Source organism: Campylobacter curvus, from assembly GCF_013372125.1.
GTDB classification, from domain to species: domain Bacteria; phylum Campylobacterota; class Campylobacteria; order Campylobacterales; family Campylobacteraceae; genus Campylobacter_A; species Campylobacter_A curvus.
The window spans coordinates 1,708,112-1,724,649 of sequence record NZ_CP053826.1; the positions used below are offsets into that span (position 1 = coordinate 1,708,112).

Below are 16,538 nucleotides of genomic sequence, written 5' to 3' on the forward strand. Positions count from 1 at the left end.
GTAGAATTCTTAGCATAGTCAAAACTTCGCTACGAACAAGATAAGTGGTAGCTGACCGCGCGTCTAATCGTGCTGCAAAACAAATCAAATCTCCTCAAAAAGAAACAACGCACTAAACAGCTTTGCGGTCTCTTTTACGAGCCCGAGGGCGTATTTGTTTATCTTCTCGCCCTTTATCTCCTTGTCGTTGTCATAAATTCTCATCTTATTTTTCTTTACATACTCCGCAAACATCAAACCTATCTGCTCGAGAGAATTTTTACCGTCAAATTCAAGCCCGATGAGATAGTCCGTATTTTTGATGTTTTCATTAAAATTTAGCTCGCTGGCAAAGGCGATATCGGGCTTTTCGTGATTTAAAAAATACCTCAAATAATCCGCCACATAAGGCTTTAGTCTCGATCTGCCCGGCTCATACTCGATATTTTTAAATTCCTTCACGGCCAGTGCGACATTATCGTTTACAGAGAGTAGTTTTACAAACGCCAGATATACATTTAGCTTCTGCTCGGGCAAAAGCTCTAAAATTTGAGACAAATTTATACTAGCAGGATACATTTTGTGAAAGACTTCGCACAGCCAGTCGATGTTTTCTGGCATATATTGATCGTCAGCATTTAGCCAAGAGCCATCCTCTTTTTTGAAATTTATTATGATATGAAGCTTATTTACGTCGCTTGGTCCGATCTGCTTATCGGCGACCTTGGCGTAGGCGTCCTTATGTACGATGAGGCTTTGTCTAAACGCTCTGTTTGTAAGAAAGTCCAAAAGCTGCTCGGACTCTATCCTGTCTTTAAATTTCTCGTTTTTATACGTATCGATATCGCTAGCGCCAAGATCAGGCCTAAATATATCCGACAGATCGCTCTCGCAAAGATAGGCAAGTCCGTTTTTATCAAGGTCGCCAGCAAAATCCTTAAAATAAAAAGGATCATTCACATGCTCGAGGTATTCGTGCAGGATATAATGATCCTTTTGAGCTTTTATGTTATCGATCCACTTTAAAAGCGAGGATACAGGTGTCTCTTTGTCTATTTTACCGCTCTGCACCTTATCTTGCAGGTATTTCTCGTAAATTTTAAGCGCCTCTTTGGCGGCCTTTAGCCTACCCTGCGCACTTTGCTCATCTTTGGATGCCAGATACATCAAATCGCGCAAGATATCCTTCATCTTCCAGCCAGGATAGGTGTTATACGAGATGAAAGCCACGCCGTTTTGGCTTAAATTTTCTTTTATGACGCGCAGGATCGCCTCTTTGACGAAGTCCGGTACCCAGCTATAAACGCCGTGAGCGATGATGTAGTCAAATTTCTGCACTCCGACATCAGCTGCGCTAAATTTGCAGATATCTTTTTGCACGAGGGTTAAATTTTTTATACCGATCTCGCCTAAAATTTCGCGCCCGCGCTTTATTTGCTCGCCGCTTAGATCGACGCCGACTAGCTTTGCGTTTGGATTATGCAGGGCAAATGGTATGAGGTTGCCGCCAAAGCTACATCCTATCTCTAAGATCCTAGCGTTTTGACTGGATGCGGGCTCGATGCCAAGCAGCGCCGCGCACGCCTCCAGCCTCAGAGGCGAGCACTGCGGGAAGGCGCTAGAGGTGTAAGTAAGCTCATCGTATGATCTTTTTATGTCGTTTTGTATGTCGCTCATCTTCGTCCTTTAAATTTCGCTTTGGTTGGTAAATTTAGACTAAAACGCCCTGTTTTTTATGAGCTCGAGTGTATTTTTAGCATCGTCTTGCGGCTTTAGCACCAGATCTGCGCGCACGATCTTGCCGCCTTTTATGATGAGAGTCTGGCGAAAATAAAATTTCTTGCCGTCCCCGCTTGAAAACACGGGAAGCTCCAGCGCACGCTCAAGGGCGAAATCAGCGTCGTTTAAGAACATGAATTGCGCGCCGGTGTCCTCTTTGAATTTTATCTGCTCCGCAAGATCTTGCGTCCCGATAGCCACGACCATAAAGCCAAGCTCGTTAAATTCGCTCATCAGTCTTTTGTATTCGCCCGCTTGCACGGTGCAGCCGGTCATGCCCTCGGTGTTTTTGAGCTGTTCGCTTAAAAATTTGCCGCTCTCGCCCATCTTAGGATACAAAAATACGACGCAATCATGCGTCCTGGCAAACGCCGAAAAGTCGAAATCCTCGCCCTTTAGACCCTTTAAATGTATGCTCGTAGGAATTTTGATCATATCGATCCTTTAAAATTTTAATGAAATCTTAAGCGCATTATAACATTTAAATTTAATTATATTCAGCTATATTTCAACAAAGTATTATATTTAAACGAATGCTTCGCAAATCTTACTTGCTCCACAAAGTGCCGAACGTGTAGCACGATTTTTTGCTTCGACTTCGTCTTGCAACTGCGAGCAGACAGCGGTCAACTACCGCTTCCCTCAAAATCGGCGACGTCTGCTTGCAGTTGCGAAGCAAAATAGTGTCGCTTCATAAGATTTGACTACGCTGGAACGAAACCTTGAAATTTCATCCGATAAATTTAGCTCACTTGCTCTTGGTATTAAAAAAATATACCAAAAACAGCACGCCAAAGCTGATAGCAAGCATCAAGGCGGCATATACGTGCGCCTTTGTATAATCAAGCATCTCGACCGCCTCGAATATCGCGATACTAGCGACCTTCGTCTCGCCGGCGACACTTCCGCCTATCATCAACACGACGCCAAATTCCCCCATCGTATGCGCAAAACTAACGACGATCGCCGTCAGCAAGCTTGGCTTGATATTTGGCAAGATCACGCGAAAAAGCGTCTCGAATTTACCCTTGCCAAGCGAATAACTAGCCTCAAACAAGCTCTTACTGAGGCTATTTAGCCCCGCATAGACAGGCTGAAACATAAAAGGAAGCGAATATATGCAGCTTGCTACGACCAGTCCCGTGAAGTTAAAAACGAGCCTGATGTCAAACACGCTCTCGAAAAATTTACCGATCGGCGAATAAGGCGAAAGAAATATGAGCAGATAAAAGCCTAAAACGCTAGGTGGCAGCACGAGTGGCAAAGAGATTACGGCCTCGATGACGGGCTTGCCCCAAAAATCCCTGCGCGACATCGCATAAGCCAAAGCAAGCACTACGAAAAAGAGTATGGCGCTTGAAACCAAAGAGAGCTTTAAAGATAGATAAAACGGCGAGAAATCTATATCAAACATGGCTCGCTCGCATCGTTTGTGGGTAAATCCCATTTAAATTTACGTCCGATCTAGCGTGCATTTTCGCCCTCTATCTTTTGCAAATTTACATTAAAGGCCTTTGCGCTCACGGTGACGATATCGCCCGCCTTTAGCCCGGCCGCTTCGTCGCAGCTTAGCACTATCTCGCAAAGCTGCTGGCCCACGAGCACAAGCGCTACAAATATCGCGTCGCAGCGTTTTATCTCTAAAATTTTGCCGTTAAATGCAAATTTTTGAGAGCCGGACTGCTTTAAAAACACCTCCGCAGGGCTCGCCGCGGTGCTTACCTTACCGCCATCAAGCACGAAAACTTTCGAGCAAAGCTTATAGATCTCGCCCACATCGTGACTAACGAGCACTACGCTCATCTTGAATTCGGCGTGAAGCGCTTGCAAATAATCTTGTAGCTTGCCTCTCATATCGTTATCAAGTGCACTTAGCGGCTCGTCAAGCAGTAAAATTTCAGGTCGTCTCATCAGCGCACGAGCGAGCGCCACACGCTGTTTTTGACCGCCGGAGAGCTTTGAGATACGTGCATCTTTTAAGCTGCCTAACTCGCACATGGCTAAAAGCTTATCCGCAAGCTGCTTGTCTTTGTTTGCAAAGAGTAAATTTTCAAGCAAGTTCATATTTTCAAACAGGGCGTAATCCTGAAACAAAAACCCGATATTTCGCTTTTGTGCCGGTAAATTTACGTTTTCGTCGAAAAAGACTCGTTCGCCGACCTTGATACGTCCGCTATCTGGCGTCTCAAAGCCGGCCAGCAAGCGTAAGATAGTCGTTTTGCCGCCGCCGCTCTTGCCGTAAAGCGCGACGAATTCACCGCGATTTATCTGTAAATTCGCATCAAGGACGAATCTCCCGCTAGCGCCGCTGAGCTCTTTTTTGCACGAAATTTCAATCATCGATGCCGCTTATGTGGACGCAGGTCGATTTGATATAGGCAAAGACGCTGTCGCCCTCGTTTAAATTCAGCTCATTGCAAGAAAGGCTGGAGATTATGCTCTCAAACTCGAACTGAGCGAATTTCAGATGAATAACACTTAAAATTTCGCCCTTTGAAATTTTAAGTATTTTGCATGGAAGTTCGTTTCTTATCGAGCAGTTTTGAAGCTTTGAAGTAGCGATTATCACATCGGAGCTTTTGAAATTTAGCCTGACGTTAAGGCCCTCGCGCAAACGACTGTGATCGCCAAGGGCCAACATATAGATGACGGCGTCAGTATCTGAAATTTGAAATTTATAGCAACCGACGCCATCACGCTCAAGTATTTGTAAAATTTGCGCTTTTATCATTTAGCCGGGACGTTGTAGCCAAATTTTTTGAAAATTTCCCTACCTTTATCGCCCAAAACGAAGTCGTAAAATGCCTTTGCTTCCGCGTTATTTTCGGCGCGTTTAGTTATCACGATACCTTGATCGATCGGAGTGTAGAGCTTTGGATCTACAAATGCGTAGTTCACGCCCTCTTTGTATTTTGACATTTTCTCGTCAAACAGCGCGCTAGCCGCGATAAATCCGACATCAGCAGCACTTAGAGCCTGAGAGAGGGTCTCTGAAATTTTTTGCGCATAGACGATATGTTTTTCGACTTTATCGAACAATTTCGCGTTTTTGAGCGCTTCGATACTTGCCTTGCCGTAAGGTGCGGTCTCAGGATTTGCTATCGAGATGGATTTTAGCCCCACGACTACGTTTAGTCCTTTTTTGAAGTCGATATTTCTGATAGAAAACATCGCAAGCGCGCCTTGTGCATAAATTACCGGCTTGGTTGCTGCAAATCCGCTGTCATATACCTTTTGAGTAAAGCCCATGTCAGCAGCCATGAAGATATCGGCAGGCGCGCCGTTTTGTATCTGCGTAGTGAGGCCGCCGCTCGCGCCAAGTGTCACATTTACCTTTGTTTGCGGGCTGACCTTGGCAAATTCGCTGATGAGCTCAGGGAAAGCGTATGTCGTATTTGCCGCCGCATAGACTGTTATATCCCCCGCAAATGCGCTGATAGCAAGCGTAATGCTCGCAACTATCGAAGAAAGAAATTTTTTCATTTATACTCCTATTATGATTTGTGATGATTTTACTACCGCTGTCAGCTCGTCGCCGACGCCTATTTGCATATCCATAGCGCTATCTTTTGTGATTATAGCGGTCAGGGTCTGCTCGTCGCTTAGTTTCATCGTTATCTCGGCGCTAACCACCCCTATTTTGGCCTCTATGACCTTGCCTTTTAGCTGATTTCGCGTGCTGAGATTAAGCTTCTCGTCGCCTTTTACCAGGATGACAGCCGGGGCTTTGAATATAAAAACGACCTTTTTGCCGACCTTTAGGGCTAAACTTTTCTCGCTTTCGACCGTGATAGTCGCGCTTAGAGTGCTGCCGTTGCTAAGGCGAGCGATGACTTCGGTATTCACCGCACCTGAGTTTATATGCGTTATCTCGCAGCATAGCTGGTTGCGAGCGCTTAAATTCATGCTCATGCGCTGTAAATTCACGATATCGACATCGTTAAAATCGACCTTCTCGCAGATCCTTTGTAAAAAATCTTTCTGCGCTTCAAGTATCGCATCGTAAATTTCGATCATCTTTTCGCCGTATTCGCTTAGCTCCGAGCCGCTATTTTTCTTGTTTCCGTCCGCACGAACTATGAGAGGCTTGTGACTTTTATTGTTGAGAGTATCGAGACTGTCCCAAGCATTTTTATACGAGATGCCGACAAAATCGGCCGCCTTGGTTATGCTTTTTGTCTTTTTTACCGCTTTAAGAAGCTGTATATGCTTTGCTAAAACTTGTGTATCTTCGCTCAAAAACAGCTCTAAATTTACGTCCGATTTCACCTTTTTCCTTTCTATATAATAATTTAATTTCGTAAGTATAGCTCATGCTATATATTAATTTACTTAAAATTTCAAATAAAGTGTTTTAATTCTTTTAAAGTTTCAAAAGGATAAAATCTAGACTAATTTTTAAAATTTTAGGCTATTATAGGACATTTTATGAGAATTTTGCTGGCTATTTTCTTTAGCACGCTACTAGCTTTTGCAAACCCTAGCACAAACGAAGCGGACGAATTCGACGTGGAATTTGACGCCAAAGCCAACACCTTTGACCCACTAAGCGGCTACAACCGCGTGATGACGAATGTGAACGATTTTATATATTCAAACATACTCACTCCTGCCGCCAAGGGCTATGCCTACGTAGTTCCCGAGCCCGCGCGCACCGCGATCTCAAACTTTTTTGACAATCTCATGTTCCCTATCCGCTTCGTAAATAACGTGTTACAGCTTAAATTCCAAAACGCAGGTGAGGAGACGCTGAGATTTCTTGCAAATACGATAATCGGCTTTGGCGGACTGACCGACGGCGCGAAATACTACGGACTAAAAGAGCACGACGAGGATCTGGGGCAGACGCTAGGATACTGGGGCGTAGGCAGCGGTTTTCATATCGTTTGGCCGATCTTAGGACCTTCAAATTTAAGAGATACTGCGGGCATGGTGGGAGATTATTTCGCAAATCCTATCAGCTACGTGAAGCCAAGAGAGCTATCCATCGGTATAGGCGCGTTTAAATACCTAAACGACTTCTCGCACGATCCGACGGCCTACGATAAGCTCAAAAAAGACGCGATCGATCTTTATCCGTTTTTACGCGACGGCTACGAGCAAAGACGCGAACACCTAATCAAGGAATGAATATGAAAATTTTTAAAATTTTACTCGCTGCGGTGCTATTTGCGTGTAGCCTTTGGGCGGTCTCTGAAAACGAGATCAAGCAAGAGGTGACTAAGCGCACAGACGAAGCTATCAAGGTGCTAAAAGATACAAATTTAGACAACGCGGCAAAGAGTAAGGCCTTGTTTGCGATATTCGATCCGTTGTTTGACTTTAAGCAAATGGCTAAAATCAGCCTTGGCAAGCGCTACAACAGCCTAAGTGCCAGCGAGCAAAAGCAGTTTGACGAGGCTTTCGAGCAAAAGCTAAAAAGCTCATACATCGATAAGCTACTTAGCTACACCAATCAAGAAATAAACATAAAAGACGCGAGCAAACCTCAGCCAAATCGCTACTGGCTAAATTCCGAGCTCATAAGCGAGGGCAAACCCTATGAGTTCGTCTATAAATTTTACGACGCGAAGGAGCGCGGCTGGCTAATATATGATATCGATATCATAGGCGTGAGCATCATCCAGACATACCGCAGTCAGTTTGCCGACCTACTTGACAACGCCGATTTTGCGACACTGATAGCAAAGCTAAATCAAACAACCCTACCAAATCAAGGCGACAAATAGCCCTTGATGCGCGCTATTTTTAAATTTATCCTGACCTTTGACAAGCTCATCATCGCGCTTGTCTTGGCATTAAGCGCGCTATTTGGCTACTTTAGCACGAAGCTTAGCATAGACGCCTCGGCGGAAACGCTCCTGCTGGAACACGACCCCGATCTTGAGGCCTGGCGCGAAATTTCAAAACGCTACATCTCACCGACCTATCTTGTAGTGACCTATACGCCCAAAAATGGCGATCTGCTAGCTAACGAGAGCCTTGATCTCATCAAAAATTTAAGCGACGAACTGGCCAAAAACGATATGGTGCAAAACGTCCTTTCTATCCTGAACGTCCCGCTCCTTGAGAGCGTAGATGGCGGGCTGACGGGTATTTTCAAGCACACTCCTACGCTGATGGATGCGGATATAAACAAAAGCAAGGCAAGGGAGGAATTCTCACGTAGCCCCCTTTATAGCGGCAACCTCATCAGCAAAGATCTAAAAACCACGGCGATCGTGCTAAATTTAAAGGACGACGAGAAATTTAACGAGCTTTTAAACGAGCGAAACGAGCTTAGTTTAAAAGAGCAAAACGGCACGATAAGCGCAGCCGAAAATGTGAAATTTGAAGAGGTGAAGGTCGAGTTTAAGCGCTACCGAGACGAGCTCAGGGTCAAGGAACATGAAAATTTAGAGCGCATAAAAGCCAGCATCGCGAAATTTAACAGCCAAAATAGCTTATTCCTGGGCGGCGCAAACATGATAGCCGATGATATGATAAGCTTTGTCAAAAGCGATCTTTACATCTACGGCATCAGCGTTTTGCTGCTGCTTGGCTTTAGTTTGTGGCTATTTTTCAGGCAGATACGCTGGATAGTGCTGCCGATATTCATCTGCGCGGTGAGCGTAGTTTTTACGACCGGGATATTTGGGCTCTTTGGCTGGGAGGTAACGGTGATCAGCTCAAACTACATCGCCCTGCAGCTCATCATCACCATCTCCACGGTCATCCACCTCATCGTAAGCTACCGAGAATTTTACATAAAGCATCCAAAATACAGCCAAAGGCAGCTCGTATATCTCACGCTGTGTGATAAATTCAGCCCCTCTTTTTGGGCGATATTTACGACGATCATCGGCTTTAGCTCGCTAGTGACCGCTGACATCAAGCCCGTCATAATGCTAGGCGTGATGATGAGCTCGGGTATCGCGGTATCGCTTGTGCTTGCGTTTTTATTGTTTGGCTCGATAGTTGTGAATTTAAGTAAAATTCCGCCTGTGAGGACGTTTGAAAACAAATTCCACTTTACCAAGCAATGCGCCGCTATCGCCATAAATTCGCGTAAATTTGTCTACGGCGTCTGCGTTTTGGTCGTAGTTTTCGGACTTTATGGCATCAGTAACCTAAAGGTCGAAAACAGCTTCATCGGCTATTTCAAAGAAGACACGCAGATCCGCCAAGGCATGCAGATCATAGACACCAAGCTAGGCGGCACGATCCCGGTAGACATCATCGTGACCTTTAAGGGTAGCGCACGGACAAAAGACGATAGCGGGCAAAAGGATGAATTTGAAAGCGAATTCGACGCGGATGCGAACGATGCGAAGTATTGGTTTAACAGCTATCACATGCGTGTCGCAGAAAAGATCCACGATCATCTAAAAAAGCAAAATTTCATCGGCAACGTAAGCTCACTAGGCACGCTTATCAAGGTCATGAAAGAGCTGAACAACGGCGAAGTCGATGATTTCCTACTCGCGGCAATGTATGAGAAGCTACCGCAAAACTACAAAAACATACTCCTGACCCCTTACGTGAGCGTAGAAAACAACCAACTGCGATTTAGCATGCGTATCATCGACAGTGATAAAAATTTGCGTCGCAACGAGTTTTTAAAAGAGCTCAAAGCCGGCGTAGAGCAGATCAGCAAAAACGACGATGTAAAGGTCGAAACGGTCGGCATGATGGTGCTTTATAACAACATGCTTCAAAATTTGCTAAGCTCGCAGGTCGATACTTTCGGGCTGACCGTGTTCATGCTATTTGTCGTATTTTGCTTTATATTTAAAAGTATCAAGCTGGCCACGATCGCCATAGTCTCAAACATCATCCCGCTTTGCACGCTATTTGGCGTGATGGGTATCTTTGGCATACCGCTTGATGTTATGAGTATCACAATCGCGGCCATCAGTATCGGCATCGGCGTCGATGACATCATCCATTATATACATCGCTTCCGCGAGGAACGCCTCACAAAAGGCATAGTAGAGAGCATAAAAGCCAGCCACGCCAGTATCGGATACGCGATGTATTACACCTCGTTCACGATATTTTTGGGCTTTAGCGTAATGATAACGAGCAACTTCATACCGACTATTTATTTTGGACTTTTGACCGATCTGGTTATGATCTTTATGCTGCTTGGCGCACTCATAATACTGCCAAGCCTCATCATAAGCTTTGTAAGAAGGTGAAATAAAATTTGGCTCTTATAATAAAATGCTGATAGCCTTAAACTAACGCTTCGCAAATCTTATTCGCTTCGCAAGACGCCGAACATATTCGCGTTGCTCGCAGCTTTTTAAGACGCTTCGTTGCACTCGCAACTGCAAGCAGACCGCGGTCAGCTTTATAGCTTCCCTCAAAATCGGCGGCGATAGTGTCGCTTCATAAGGTTTGACTTCACTTTGAGAGCTGAAAATCAATGAGATGTTTTAATGGAGATTAAAATTTCATTTCATTATCTTTAAAAATGAATAAACATCAGCTACGCCGTCAATGTGTTTGGCGTACCATATAGCGTGCTTTTCTTGCTCGATGCTATCCACGACTCCGCTAAATACGACATCGCAGCCCACGATACTGACCCTGACGTTCGTGCCCTCGACGATGCTGTCTTTAAATAAATTTTGCTTCAAATCGGCTAAAATTTTAAAACTATCGCAGGGATAGTCCTGCTTTTTTATCTGCAAATACGTATAAATTTTGCGCACACCGTCCGTATCTTTGGCGAGCTCTATGAGCTTATCTTGCATCTTTATATCATCTACGAGCCCGATGAGATAGACATCGCCGTAAAAGCACTCGATCTCGATGTCAAGGTTACTAAGTCCCTTTGAAAAGAAAATTTTGCTTCGTAGTTTGCTCTGGATGAATTTATCTCGCGTGATAGAGTAGATGCCACGCTGATCGCGTGAGATCGAGTAGGCGTCGTAGACATTAAGCGGTGCGGTAGCCGGGGTAAACAGCGCCGAGCAGCCAAAGAGCGACAATATCAAAACCATAGCGATAACGGCTCTTAAAATGGTAAGATCCTTATGAATTTTGCTCGAATTATAGCATTTTTAAGCCATGCTTTGGGCTCGGGGCGGCTATTTTTATTAAAATTTTAAATTTAATAAAAATTTGAAGTAAAATTTACATAAAATTTGCTAAAATACGCTCACTTACGGAGGATAAAGTGATCTGGTGGCGCTCACGGACTTCAAATCCGATGGCGGGGCGGTTGACCGTCTTGCGGGGAGTTCGATTCTCTCATCCTCTCGCCAAAATTCCAACCGCTACAGATACGCTGATTTGTAAAGTAGACCAGCCAAAGCTAGCCTACTTATACTTTAAAATTTGATCTCCCATGTAAATTTGAAATTCCTGCCCGGAGCGTAAAATCTTTTGATACCAACGCCCGTATCTTGGTTAATCATGTTATTGGTACCAACTGCCCTTATCGATCTAGCTAAATCCCAAGTCATATATTTTTGGTCGGTTATATTGTAAAGCCCAAAGCCAAATGTGAAATTTTTAATAGGCTTAGCATAAGCTATCATGTCTAAAATGGTATAATTACCACTTCTCCATGCTATAGTACTATCGGTTACAGGTTTTCCTTTTACTATCTTTCCTGCATCTCTTTGACTTTCCCAATACATATTATAAGTATCATCCGCCTTTTTCTCCCCTACATCTGTTATATAAAAATCTATACCGTATTTATCACCCGGTGTAGAGTAGCCTAGCGTATATACAGAAGTTGTAGGCTGAATGGCATTCATGGGGATAGTATCATTCATCCTGCCTTTTTGATGAGTAAATTTGTATCCTACTCTAAAGCCCCTTAGTGAAGATGAAATTTCATCTAGCTCCAATCGAGAATTTATCTCAAATCCAGTTACTTTTGCTTTATCTCTATTTATATTTTGCCAAAAAGGATAAGCTATACCGCTACCAATATCAACAGGCTTTTCTCCAAGATATGCTAGATCTATAAAATTTTCATAGTCAGTCTTAAAAACACTAAAACTAGCAAAGCTTTGATTTTTATAAAAAGTAAGAGCAGCTTCTTTTGTCTTTGCTATCTCAGCTTTTAGATTAATATTTGGCGAGATAGAAAAACTTGGATGTTTAAAAGTCATATACATCTCATCTGCTGTTGGAGCACGAAAACCTTTTGAATACTTCACTTGAAATCTCATAAAAGACAAAGGGTCTAAATTTACACCAAGTGAATAAGAGTCGCTCTTAAATTCTTTATCTTGTAGCAATATCGCTAAATTTTGTCTAAGATTTTCTAACACACAAGGAGAATTGTAGGCGCCATTGGCATAAGGATCGCAATTATATGGTACTGGCACAAAGATACCCACTATCATTCCGTGTGGTATAGGAATATTGCTATTATATTTTGGCTGATGTTTGACTTTATCATATCTATAATTTAAATCAAATCCTAGCCAATCCGCAATCTTCATATCGTCACCGATATAAAATGCAGAAGTTTTAGTGGTTACGGGTACAAGATAGCTGTGGATATCGTTTGTATTTTGTTTTACATTTGAGCCATTTGGCCAATTTCCCGGATTTGGCTGGTAAATCCCATTTGCATCAGGAGTGCTATCCGATCCTATAAACCAATCAGACCACCACTGGATATTACCTCCTCTAAATCCATCTTTATTCACCATACTTTTATTTGTTTTACTATAAAGCATACCGTATTTCATAGAGTGCTCTGTACCTAGTAGTGTAAATTCTTTATCAAAATCTATATTGAATTGCTTTGTATCAGTGTTTAGATCCCTATCATTATAAAAACTCACGTGGCGACCAGCTCTGCCTGGAACTATAAATGATGTATCTTCTTTTGCGGTAGTCCATCCTAAATCTTTTGTTTTAGTTTTGATATAACCATATTTTTTACCATTTCTTTCTATGATTTCTATATCTCTTTCTACAAATCTATAAACGCTACTCCATTCTTCATCTGTCTTTTGAAGAACCTTAAATTTCTTTGTGCAGTCTATTTTAGAACAGTCAAGATATGTCCTTTCTATCGAATACTCTTGATAGTCAGTTCCTTGATGAAGCTCTTGTCCAGCAGAATTTTTAATGGTAGTTCCATAATCATACTCTGCCGTTAGTTCATTACCACTTTTATCAACCGTTTTATGAGCTCCACCACCGCTATCAATATGTAGCCCTTGTGGATTTTGTACCTCTCTACACTCTGAGCCAGTACAAAATTCATCAGTTCTGGCGGTATTTGTTATCTTTTGTTTAGAGTATGATATCTTAAAACTATCCCAAAAAGGAGTCTCTACAAAGCTCTCATAAGTATATTGTGTATTCGTTCTAGTTGATTTGTCGTTATTTACTCTACCTCCATCGTAAAATATATTTGTCATAGTGCTTGGTCTTAATGTATAAGAAAAGTCTTCCCCTACTGAACCTATTTTGGAATCATCATGCATTACACTAAATCTATGCTCTTCGCTTGGTTGAAAGCCTATTTTTATCATAGTGCTTTTGCGAGTTATGTTATATGGATCTACCTTTTCCCTTTCTCTACCAACTTTATGCCTATCTTCTTCAGGAGAATATATATCGTAAAAATAATTCTTTGTTTCGTGTCCGTTCCTGTTTGTATTTATGACTAATATATCAAACCACTTGACCCTGGCAGCAGCGCTAATGGATCTAAAATTTTGACTATCTCTACTTTGGTAACCATTTTTAAAACCAAAATACCAGTTCTTATCTATCAGATAATCCCTTGCATCTTTGGTCTCAAACATCACAGAGCCACCAAGTGCACCTGAGCCTGTCTTTATAGAGTCGGCACCTTTTGTTATGGTAGCTAGCTTGACGTTTTCCATCTCTACGCCGTTGCGGGTATTGTTAAAATTTCCGTATCCTTCGAATAGCTCTCTAAAGCCTTGAGACGAAAGCGTCTCGGCCTGATGAAGCCCATCGATAGTGATAGCTACGCGGTTTTCGTCTACACCACGTATGGCATATCCGCTAGCGCCAAATCTTCCCGCCTCTACGACCGTTACGCCGGTTTCGTATTTTACGAGGTCTCTACTGTCTGAAACCTGCTGTTTGCTAAGCGTCTCAGCGCTCTTCTTAGTCTCTCCGACCTTTTTGGTCTTCACATCGTCATCAGGCGTCGTGCCGATAACTTCGATACTATCTAGCTTTACATCCTTTTCGTCTGCTGCGAATAACCCTCCTGCGTTTAGGATCAATAAAGCAATCAAAGACAACTTTAATCTGTTGCCACTCATAAAAACTCCTTGAATTTATTAAAAATTTTGATTACACGATATATAGCAATTTATATAATCTTTATCAATTTTTGAGCGTATTTTAAAATGAAAATTATTAAAACTTTATTAAAAATAAAAAAAATTGATTAGTTTTGGATAAATAAATTATTATAAATTACGAAAGGATCGGTAGTATCGATGATCAAAATTTCACACGCGGGTTGATGTTTAGCTCGTTATGCTTCACAAACTCGCCTTTTAGGTATTTCTCGCGGCCCGCGCGTGCTATCATCGCGGCGTTATCGGAGCAAAATTCAAGCGGAGCTAAAAGTAGCTCGCAACCGCTTTCAAGGCATAGTCGCTCGATACGAGAGCGTAAATTCAGGTTCGCACTCGCTCCACCCACGATGCCAAAGCGCTTAAACTGGCGCTCTTTGAAAATTTTAGTCAGCTTATCCATGATGTGCGCGCAGGCTGCATTTTCAAAAGCGTAGCAAATGTCCGCCATATCGTCGTTTGAGAGCTCGCGATCTGTCGCGCCTGCTAAATTTTGGCCTTTTATCTTTTCTATCTCAAGCCTCACTTGGTTTTTAAGCCCGGAAAAGCTATACTCCAGCCGTTTATCGTGCAAAAGCGGGATAGTAAATTTAAACCTCTGCTTGTCTTTGCATTGCTGCGCTAAATTTTGCACCGCCGCGCCGCCAGGGTAGCCAAGCTGCATCATCTTAGCCACCTTATCAAAGCTCTCACCAAAGCTATCGTCGCTAGTGCCGGCAAGCAGTGAAATTTTACCCGCCGTATCGATGTCAAGCACCATCGTATGCCCGCCGCTTACCAGCAAGACGCCAAGTGGGAATTTCGCCTCGCAGCCCAAAAACAGCGAATAGATATGCCCCACCAGATGATTTACGGCGATGAGCGGCACATTTAGCGCCACACTAAGGGCCTTTGCCATGCTCACGCCTCCTATCAGGCTCACGCTAAGGCCGGGCTCATTTGTGACGGCGATAGCCTTTATCTCTTTAAATTTTGGCTTTATCTCTTCAAGTAGCGCCGGCAGTGCCTTTGTATGAAGCCTCGCGGCAAGCTCCGGCACTACGCCGCCAAAGGGGCTGTGCTCGCTTTCTTGAGAGATCTTTTTATGATAAAGCAGCTTTAAATTTTTGATATCCAAAAGCGCAACCGAGCTATCGTCGCAGCTGCTTTCTATACCAAGTATCATTTAAACTCCACCAAGATCATACCGGCAAATTTATCGGCGCCGCCATCGTTTCGGTAAAATTCCACGCGGTAGACTTTGCTTTCTTTATCGACGGCATAAGAGCCGCTCATTTGCCTTTTAGCTATCTCCTCGCCCGCCTCGTCGCCACTCTTGCCGCTGTATCCGATGACATTTGTGCGCACGCTAGGGATCTTTAAAATTTTAAAGCTGTTTTTGAGCGAAATTTTATCCCCGCTTTTGGCTGAAATTTGCTTGCCATCAGCGACCAGCGCGATATCTTTTAAAACGGGTGCATACTCGAAATACTGCGGATTTAGCTTTGTCACAAAGCGGTTTCCATACTGCACCTTGTAGCCGTTACCGTCCTTTAAAACGGCGATGAGAGGGTTTGACGAGCTGTATCTTAGCTCGCCCTTTTTTAGCGGGACGAAATTTAGACTGCCTTTTAGATTGTGGATATTCAGCACGAAAGCATCGTCAAAGAGACTCAGGCGGATCTCCTTTTCTATCGCCTTTTTCACCTCCTTTACGTTCAGCGCGAAAGGTCGCGTAAATTCTATCCCCGCTACGCGCATGTATTCCTCGATGGCCAGCAGATGATAGTAGGTGCGCTGCTCGGCGTTTAAATTTTTGCTCGCTTCGTTTGCAAATGCCGACTTGCTCTGCGTCACAGCGTAATACGTGAGGCTCTTTAGCATCTCTTTATCGCCAAGTGCGGTGTGTGTGTTTTTGATGTGATAAGCATGCTTGGCGTCGAGTAAATGAGCGTTTATGACGTCTCTCACCCTAGCCGCTACGCCCTCTAAATTTTCGTACCTAGCGCCCTTTAGACTGCTTTGATCTATTATGCAGGTATTGCCCCATTTGTCAGGATTTTCGTCCTTATTTACGAAAGTGTCGCGGTAATACCCGCTGCCATCGTGTAAATTTAAGATGATAGATACGTTTTTGTCCGTTATCACGTCTTTGATGCGCATTACCGCGTCATAGTCTGGATCGCCCCTGTCGATGTGCGCAAATTTACGGTTCATGTCGCCTTTGGTGCCGCGGCTTCGCTGGATGATGCTTGGGAAATTTAGATTTGGCACGACCCAGAGGCTGCCTTTTGTGATGTTGTAGTCCGTCGCCACGATAGAAGCGGCCAGAAATCCTCCCGGCTCATCGCCTTGTATGCCGCCTATCAAAAGCATCGTATTGTCGCTTGGCACGCCCTTTTTGATGAGCGCGTATTCTAAATTTTTACCTTGTAAAAATGCGCAAAACAGCGCCAAAATAGCCAAAATTTTTAAAATTTTCACACTATCCTCCAT

The 16,538-nt window shown here is 43.5% G+C and carries 14 protein-coding genes and 1 tRNA gene; 4 read left to right on the plus strand and 11 right to left on the minus strand.

The window, feature by feature from the left end; translation table 11 throughout:
- Positions 1–84: 84 nt before the first annotated feature.
- From CCVT_RS08375 to CCVT_RS08405, 7 genes are all read right to left on the minus strand, one after another.
- A complete protein-coding gene (locus CCVT_RS08375; protein ID WP_018135949.1) occupies positions 85–1,656 on the minus strand; it encodes a class I SAM-dependent methyltransferase in 1,572 nt (523 codons plus the stop codon).
- A 39-nt stretch (positions 1,657–1,695) separates the two neighbouring features.
- A complete protein-coding gene (locus tag CCVT_RS08380) occupies positions 1,696–2,193 on the minus strand; it encodes a redoxin domain-containing protein (RefSeq protein ID WP_018135948.1) in 498 nt (165 codons plus the stop codon).
- A gap of 313 nt (positions 2,194–2,506) precedes the next feature.
- Positions 2,507–3,172: a molybdate ABC transporter permease subunit gene (gene modB, locus CCVT_RS08385; protein ID WP_018135947.1), complete on the minus strand. Its 666-nt coding sequence runs from the start codon at positions 3,170–3,172 to the stop codon at positions 2,507–2,509.
- Positions 3,173–3,222: 50 nt separating this feature from the next.
- Complete coding sequence (locus tag CCVT_RS08390) at positions 3,223–4,098, minus strand: sulfate/molybdate ABC transporter ATP-binding protein (RefSeq protein WP_018135946.1); 876 nt, start codon at positions 4,096–4,098, stop codon at positions 3,223–3,225.
- The gene (locus CCVT_RS08395) at positions 4,091–4,489 is read right to left on the minus strand and encodes a TOBE domain-containing protein (protein ID WP_018135945.1); all 399 of its coding nucleotides are present in this window, start codon (positions 4,487–4,489) and stop codon (positions 4,091–4,093) included. Before CCVT_RS08395 ends, CCVT_RS08390 begins: the two co-directional genes overlap by 8 nt.
- The gene (gene modA / locus CCVT_RS08400; protein WP_018135944.1) at positions 4,486–5,241 is read right to left on the minus strand and encodes a molybdate ABC transporter substrate-binding protein; all 756 of its coding nucleotides are present in this window, start codon (positions 5,239–5,241) and stop codon (positions 4,486–4,488) included. The genes CCVT_RS08395 and modA overlap by 4 nt, the downstream gene beginning before the upstream one ends.
- Positions 5,242–6,027, minus strand: coding sequence for a TOBE domain-containing protein (locus tag CCVT_RS08405; protein WP_018135943.1), 786 nt, complete (start codon positions 6,025–6,027; stop codon positions 5,242–5,244). It lies immediately after the preceding gene.
- Between the two features lie 159 nt (positions 6,028–6,186).
- On the opposite strand from CCVT_RS08405, the gene CCVT_RS08410 reads away from it, so the two are divergent.
- From CCVT_RS08410 to CCVT_RS08420, 3 genes are read left to right on the plus strand one after another with little or no spacing between them, the layout of a single operon-like run.
- Positions 6,187–6,888 (plus strand): MlaA family lipoprotein, encoded by a 702-nt coding sequence (locus CCVT_RS08410; protein ID WP_018135942.1) that lies wholly within the window; start codon positions 6,187–6,189, stop codon positions 6,886–6,888.
- Positions 6,889–6,890: 2 nt separating this feature from the next.
- Positions 6,891–7,487 (plus strand): Tgt2/MlaC family protein, encoded by a 597-nt coding sequence (locus CCVT_RS08415; protein WP_018135941.1) that lies wholly within the window; start codon positions 6,891–6,893, stop codon positions 7,485–7,487.
- Between the two features lie 6 nt (positions 7,488–7,493).
- On the plus strand, positions 7,494–9,938 hold the full coding sequence (locus CCVT_RS08420) for an efflux RND transporter permease subunit (protein WP_026175395.1): 2,445 nt from the start codon (positions 7,494–7,496) through the stop codon (positions 9,936–9,938).
- A gap of 258 nt (positions 9,939–10,196) precedes the next feature.
- On the opposite strand, the gene CCVT_RS08425 is transcribed toward CCVT_RS08420, so the two are convergent.
- Entirely contained in the window at positions 10,197–10,748 is a 552-nt protein-coding gene (locus CCVT_RS08425) for a BON domain-containing protein (protein ID WP_018135939.1), read from the minus strand.
- 166 nt (positions 10,749–10,914) lie between these two features.
- Between CCVT_RS08425 and CCVT_RS08430 the strand changes: the two genes are divergently transcribed.
- Positions 10,915–11,012 (plus strand) — tRNA-Sec (locus CCVT_RS08430).
- Positions 11,013–11,078: 66 nt separating this feature from the next.
- Here CCVT_RS08430 and CCVT_RS08435 read toward each other — a convergent pair.
- From CCVT_RS08435 to CCVT_RS08445, 3 genes are all read right to left on the minus strand, one after another.
- A complete protein-coding gene (locus CCVT_RS08435; RefSeq protein ID WP_018135938.1) occupies positions 11,079–14,024 on the minus strand; it encodes a TonB-dependent receptor domain-containing protein in 2,946 nt (981 codons plus the stop codon).
- A 184-nt stretch (positions 14,025–14,208) separates the two neighbouring features.
- Positions 14,209–15,228, minus strand: coding sequence for a tRNA (adenosine(37)-N6)-threonylcarbamoyltransferase complex transferase subunit TsaD (gene tsaD, locus CCVT_RS08440; RefSeq protein WP_018135937.1), 1,020 nt, complete (start codon positions 15,226–15,228; stop codon positions 14,209–14,211).
- A complete protein-coding gene (locus tag CCVT_RS08445; protein ID WP_227898161.1) occupies positions 15,225–16,526 on the minus strand; it encodes a M99 family carboxypeptidase catalytic domain-containing protein in 1,302 nt (433 codons plus the stop codon). Before CCVT_RS08445 ends, tsaD begins: the two co-directional genes overlap by 4 nt.
- Positions 16,527–16,538: the final 12 nt, after the last annotated feature.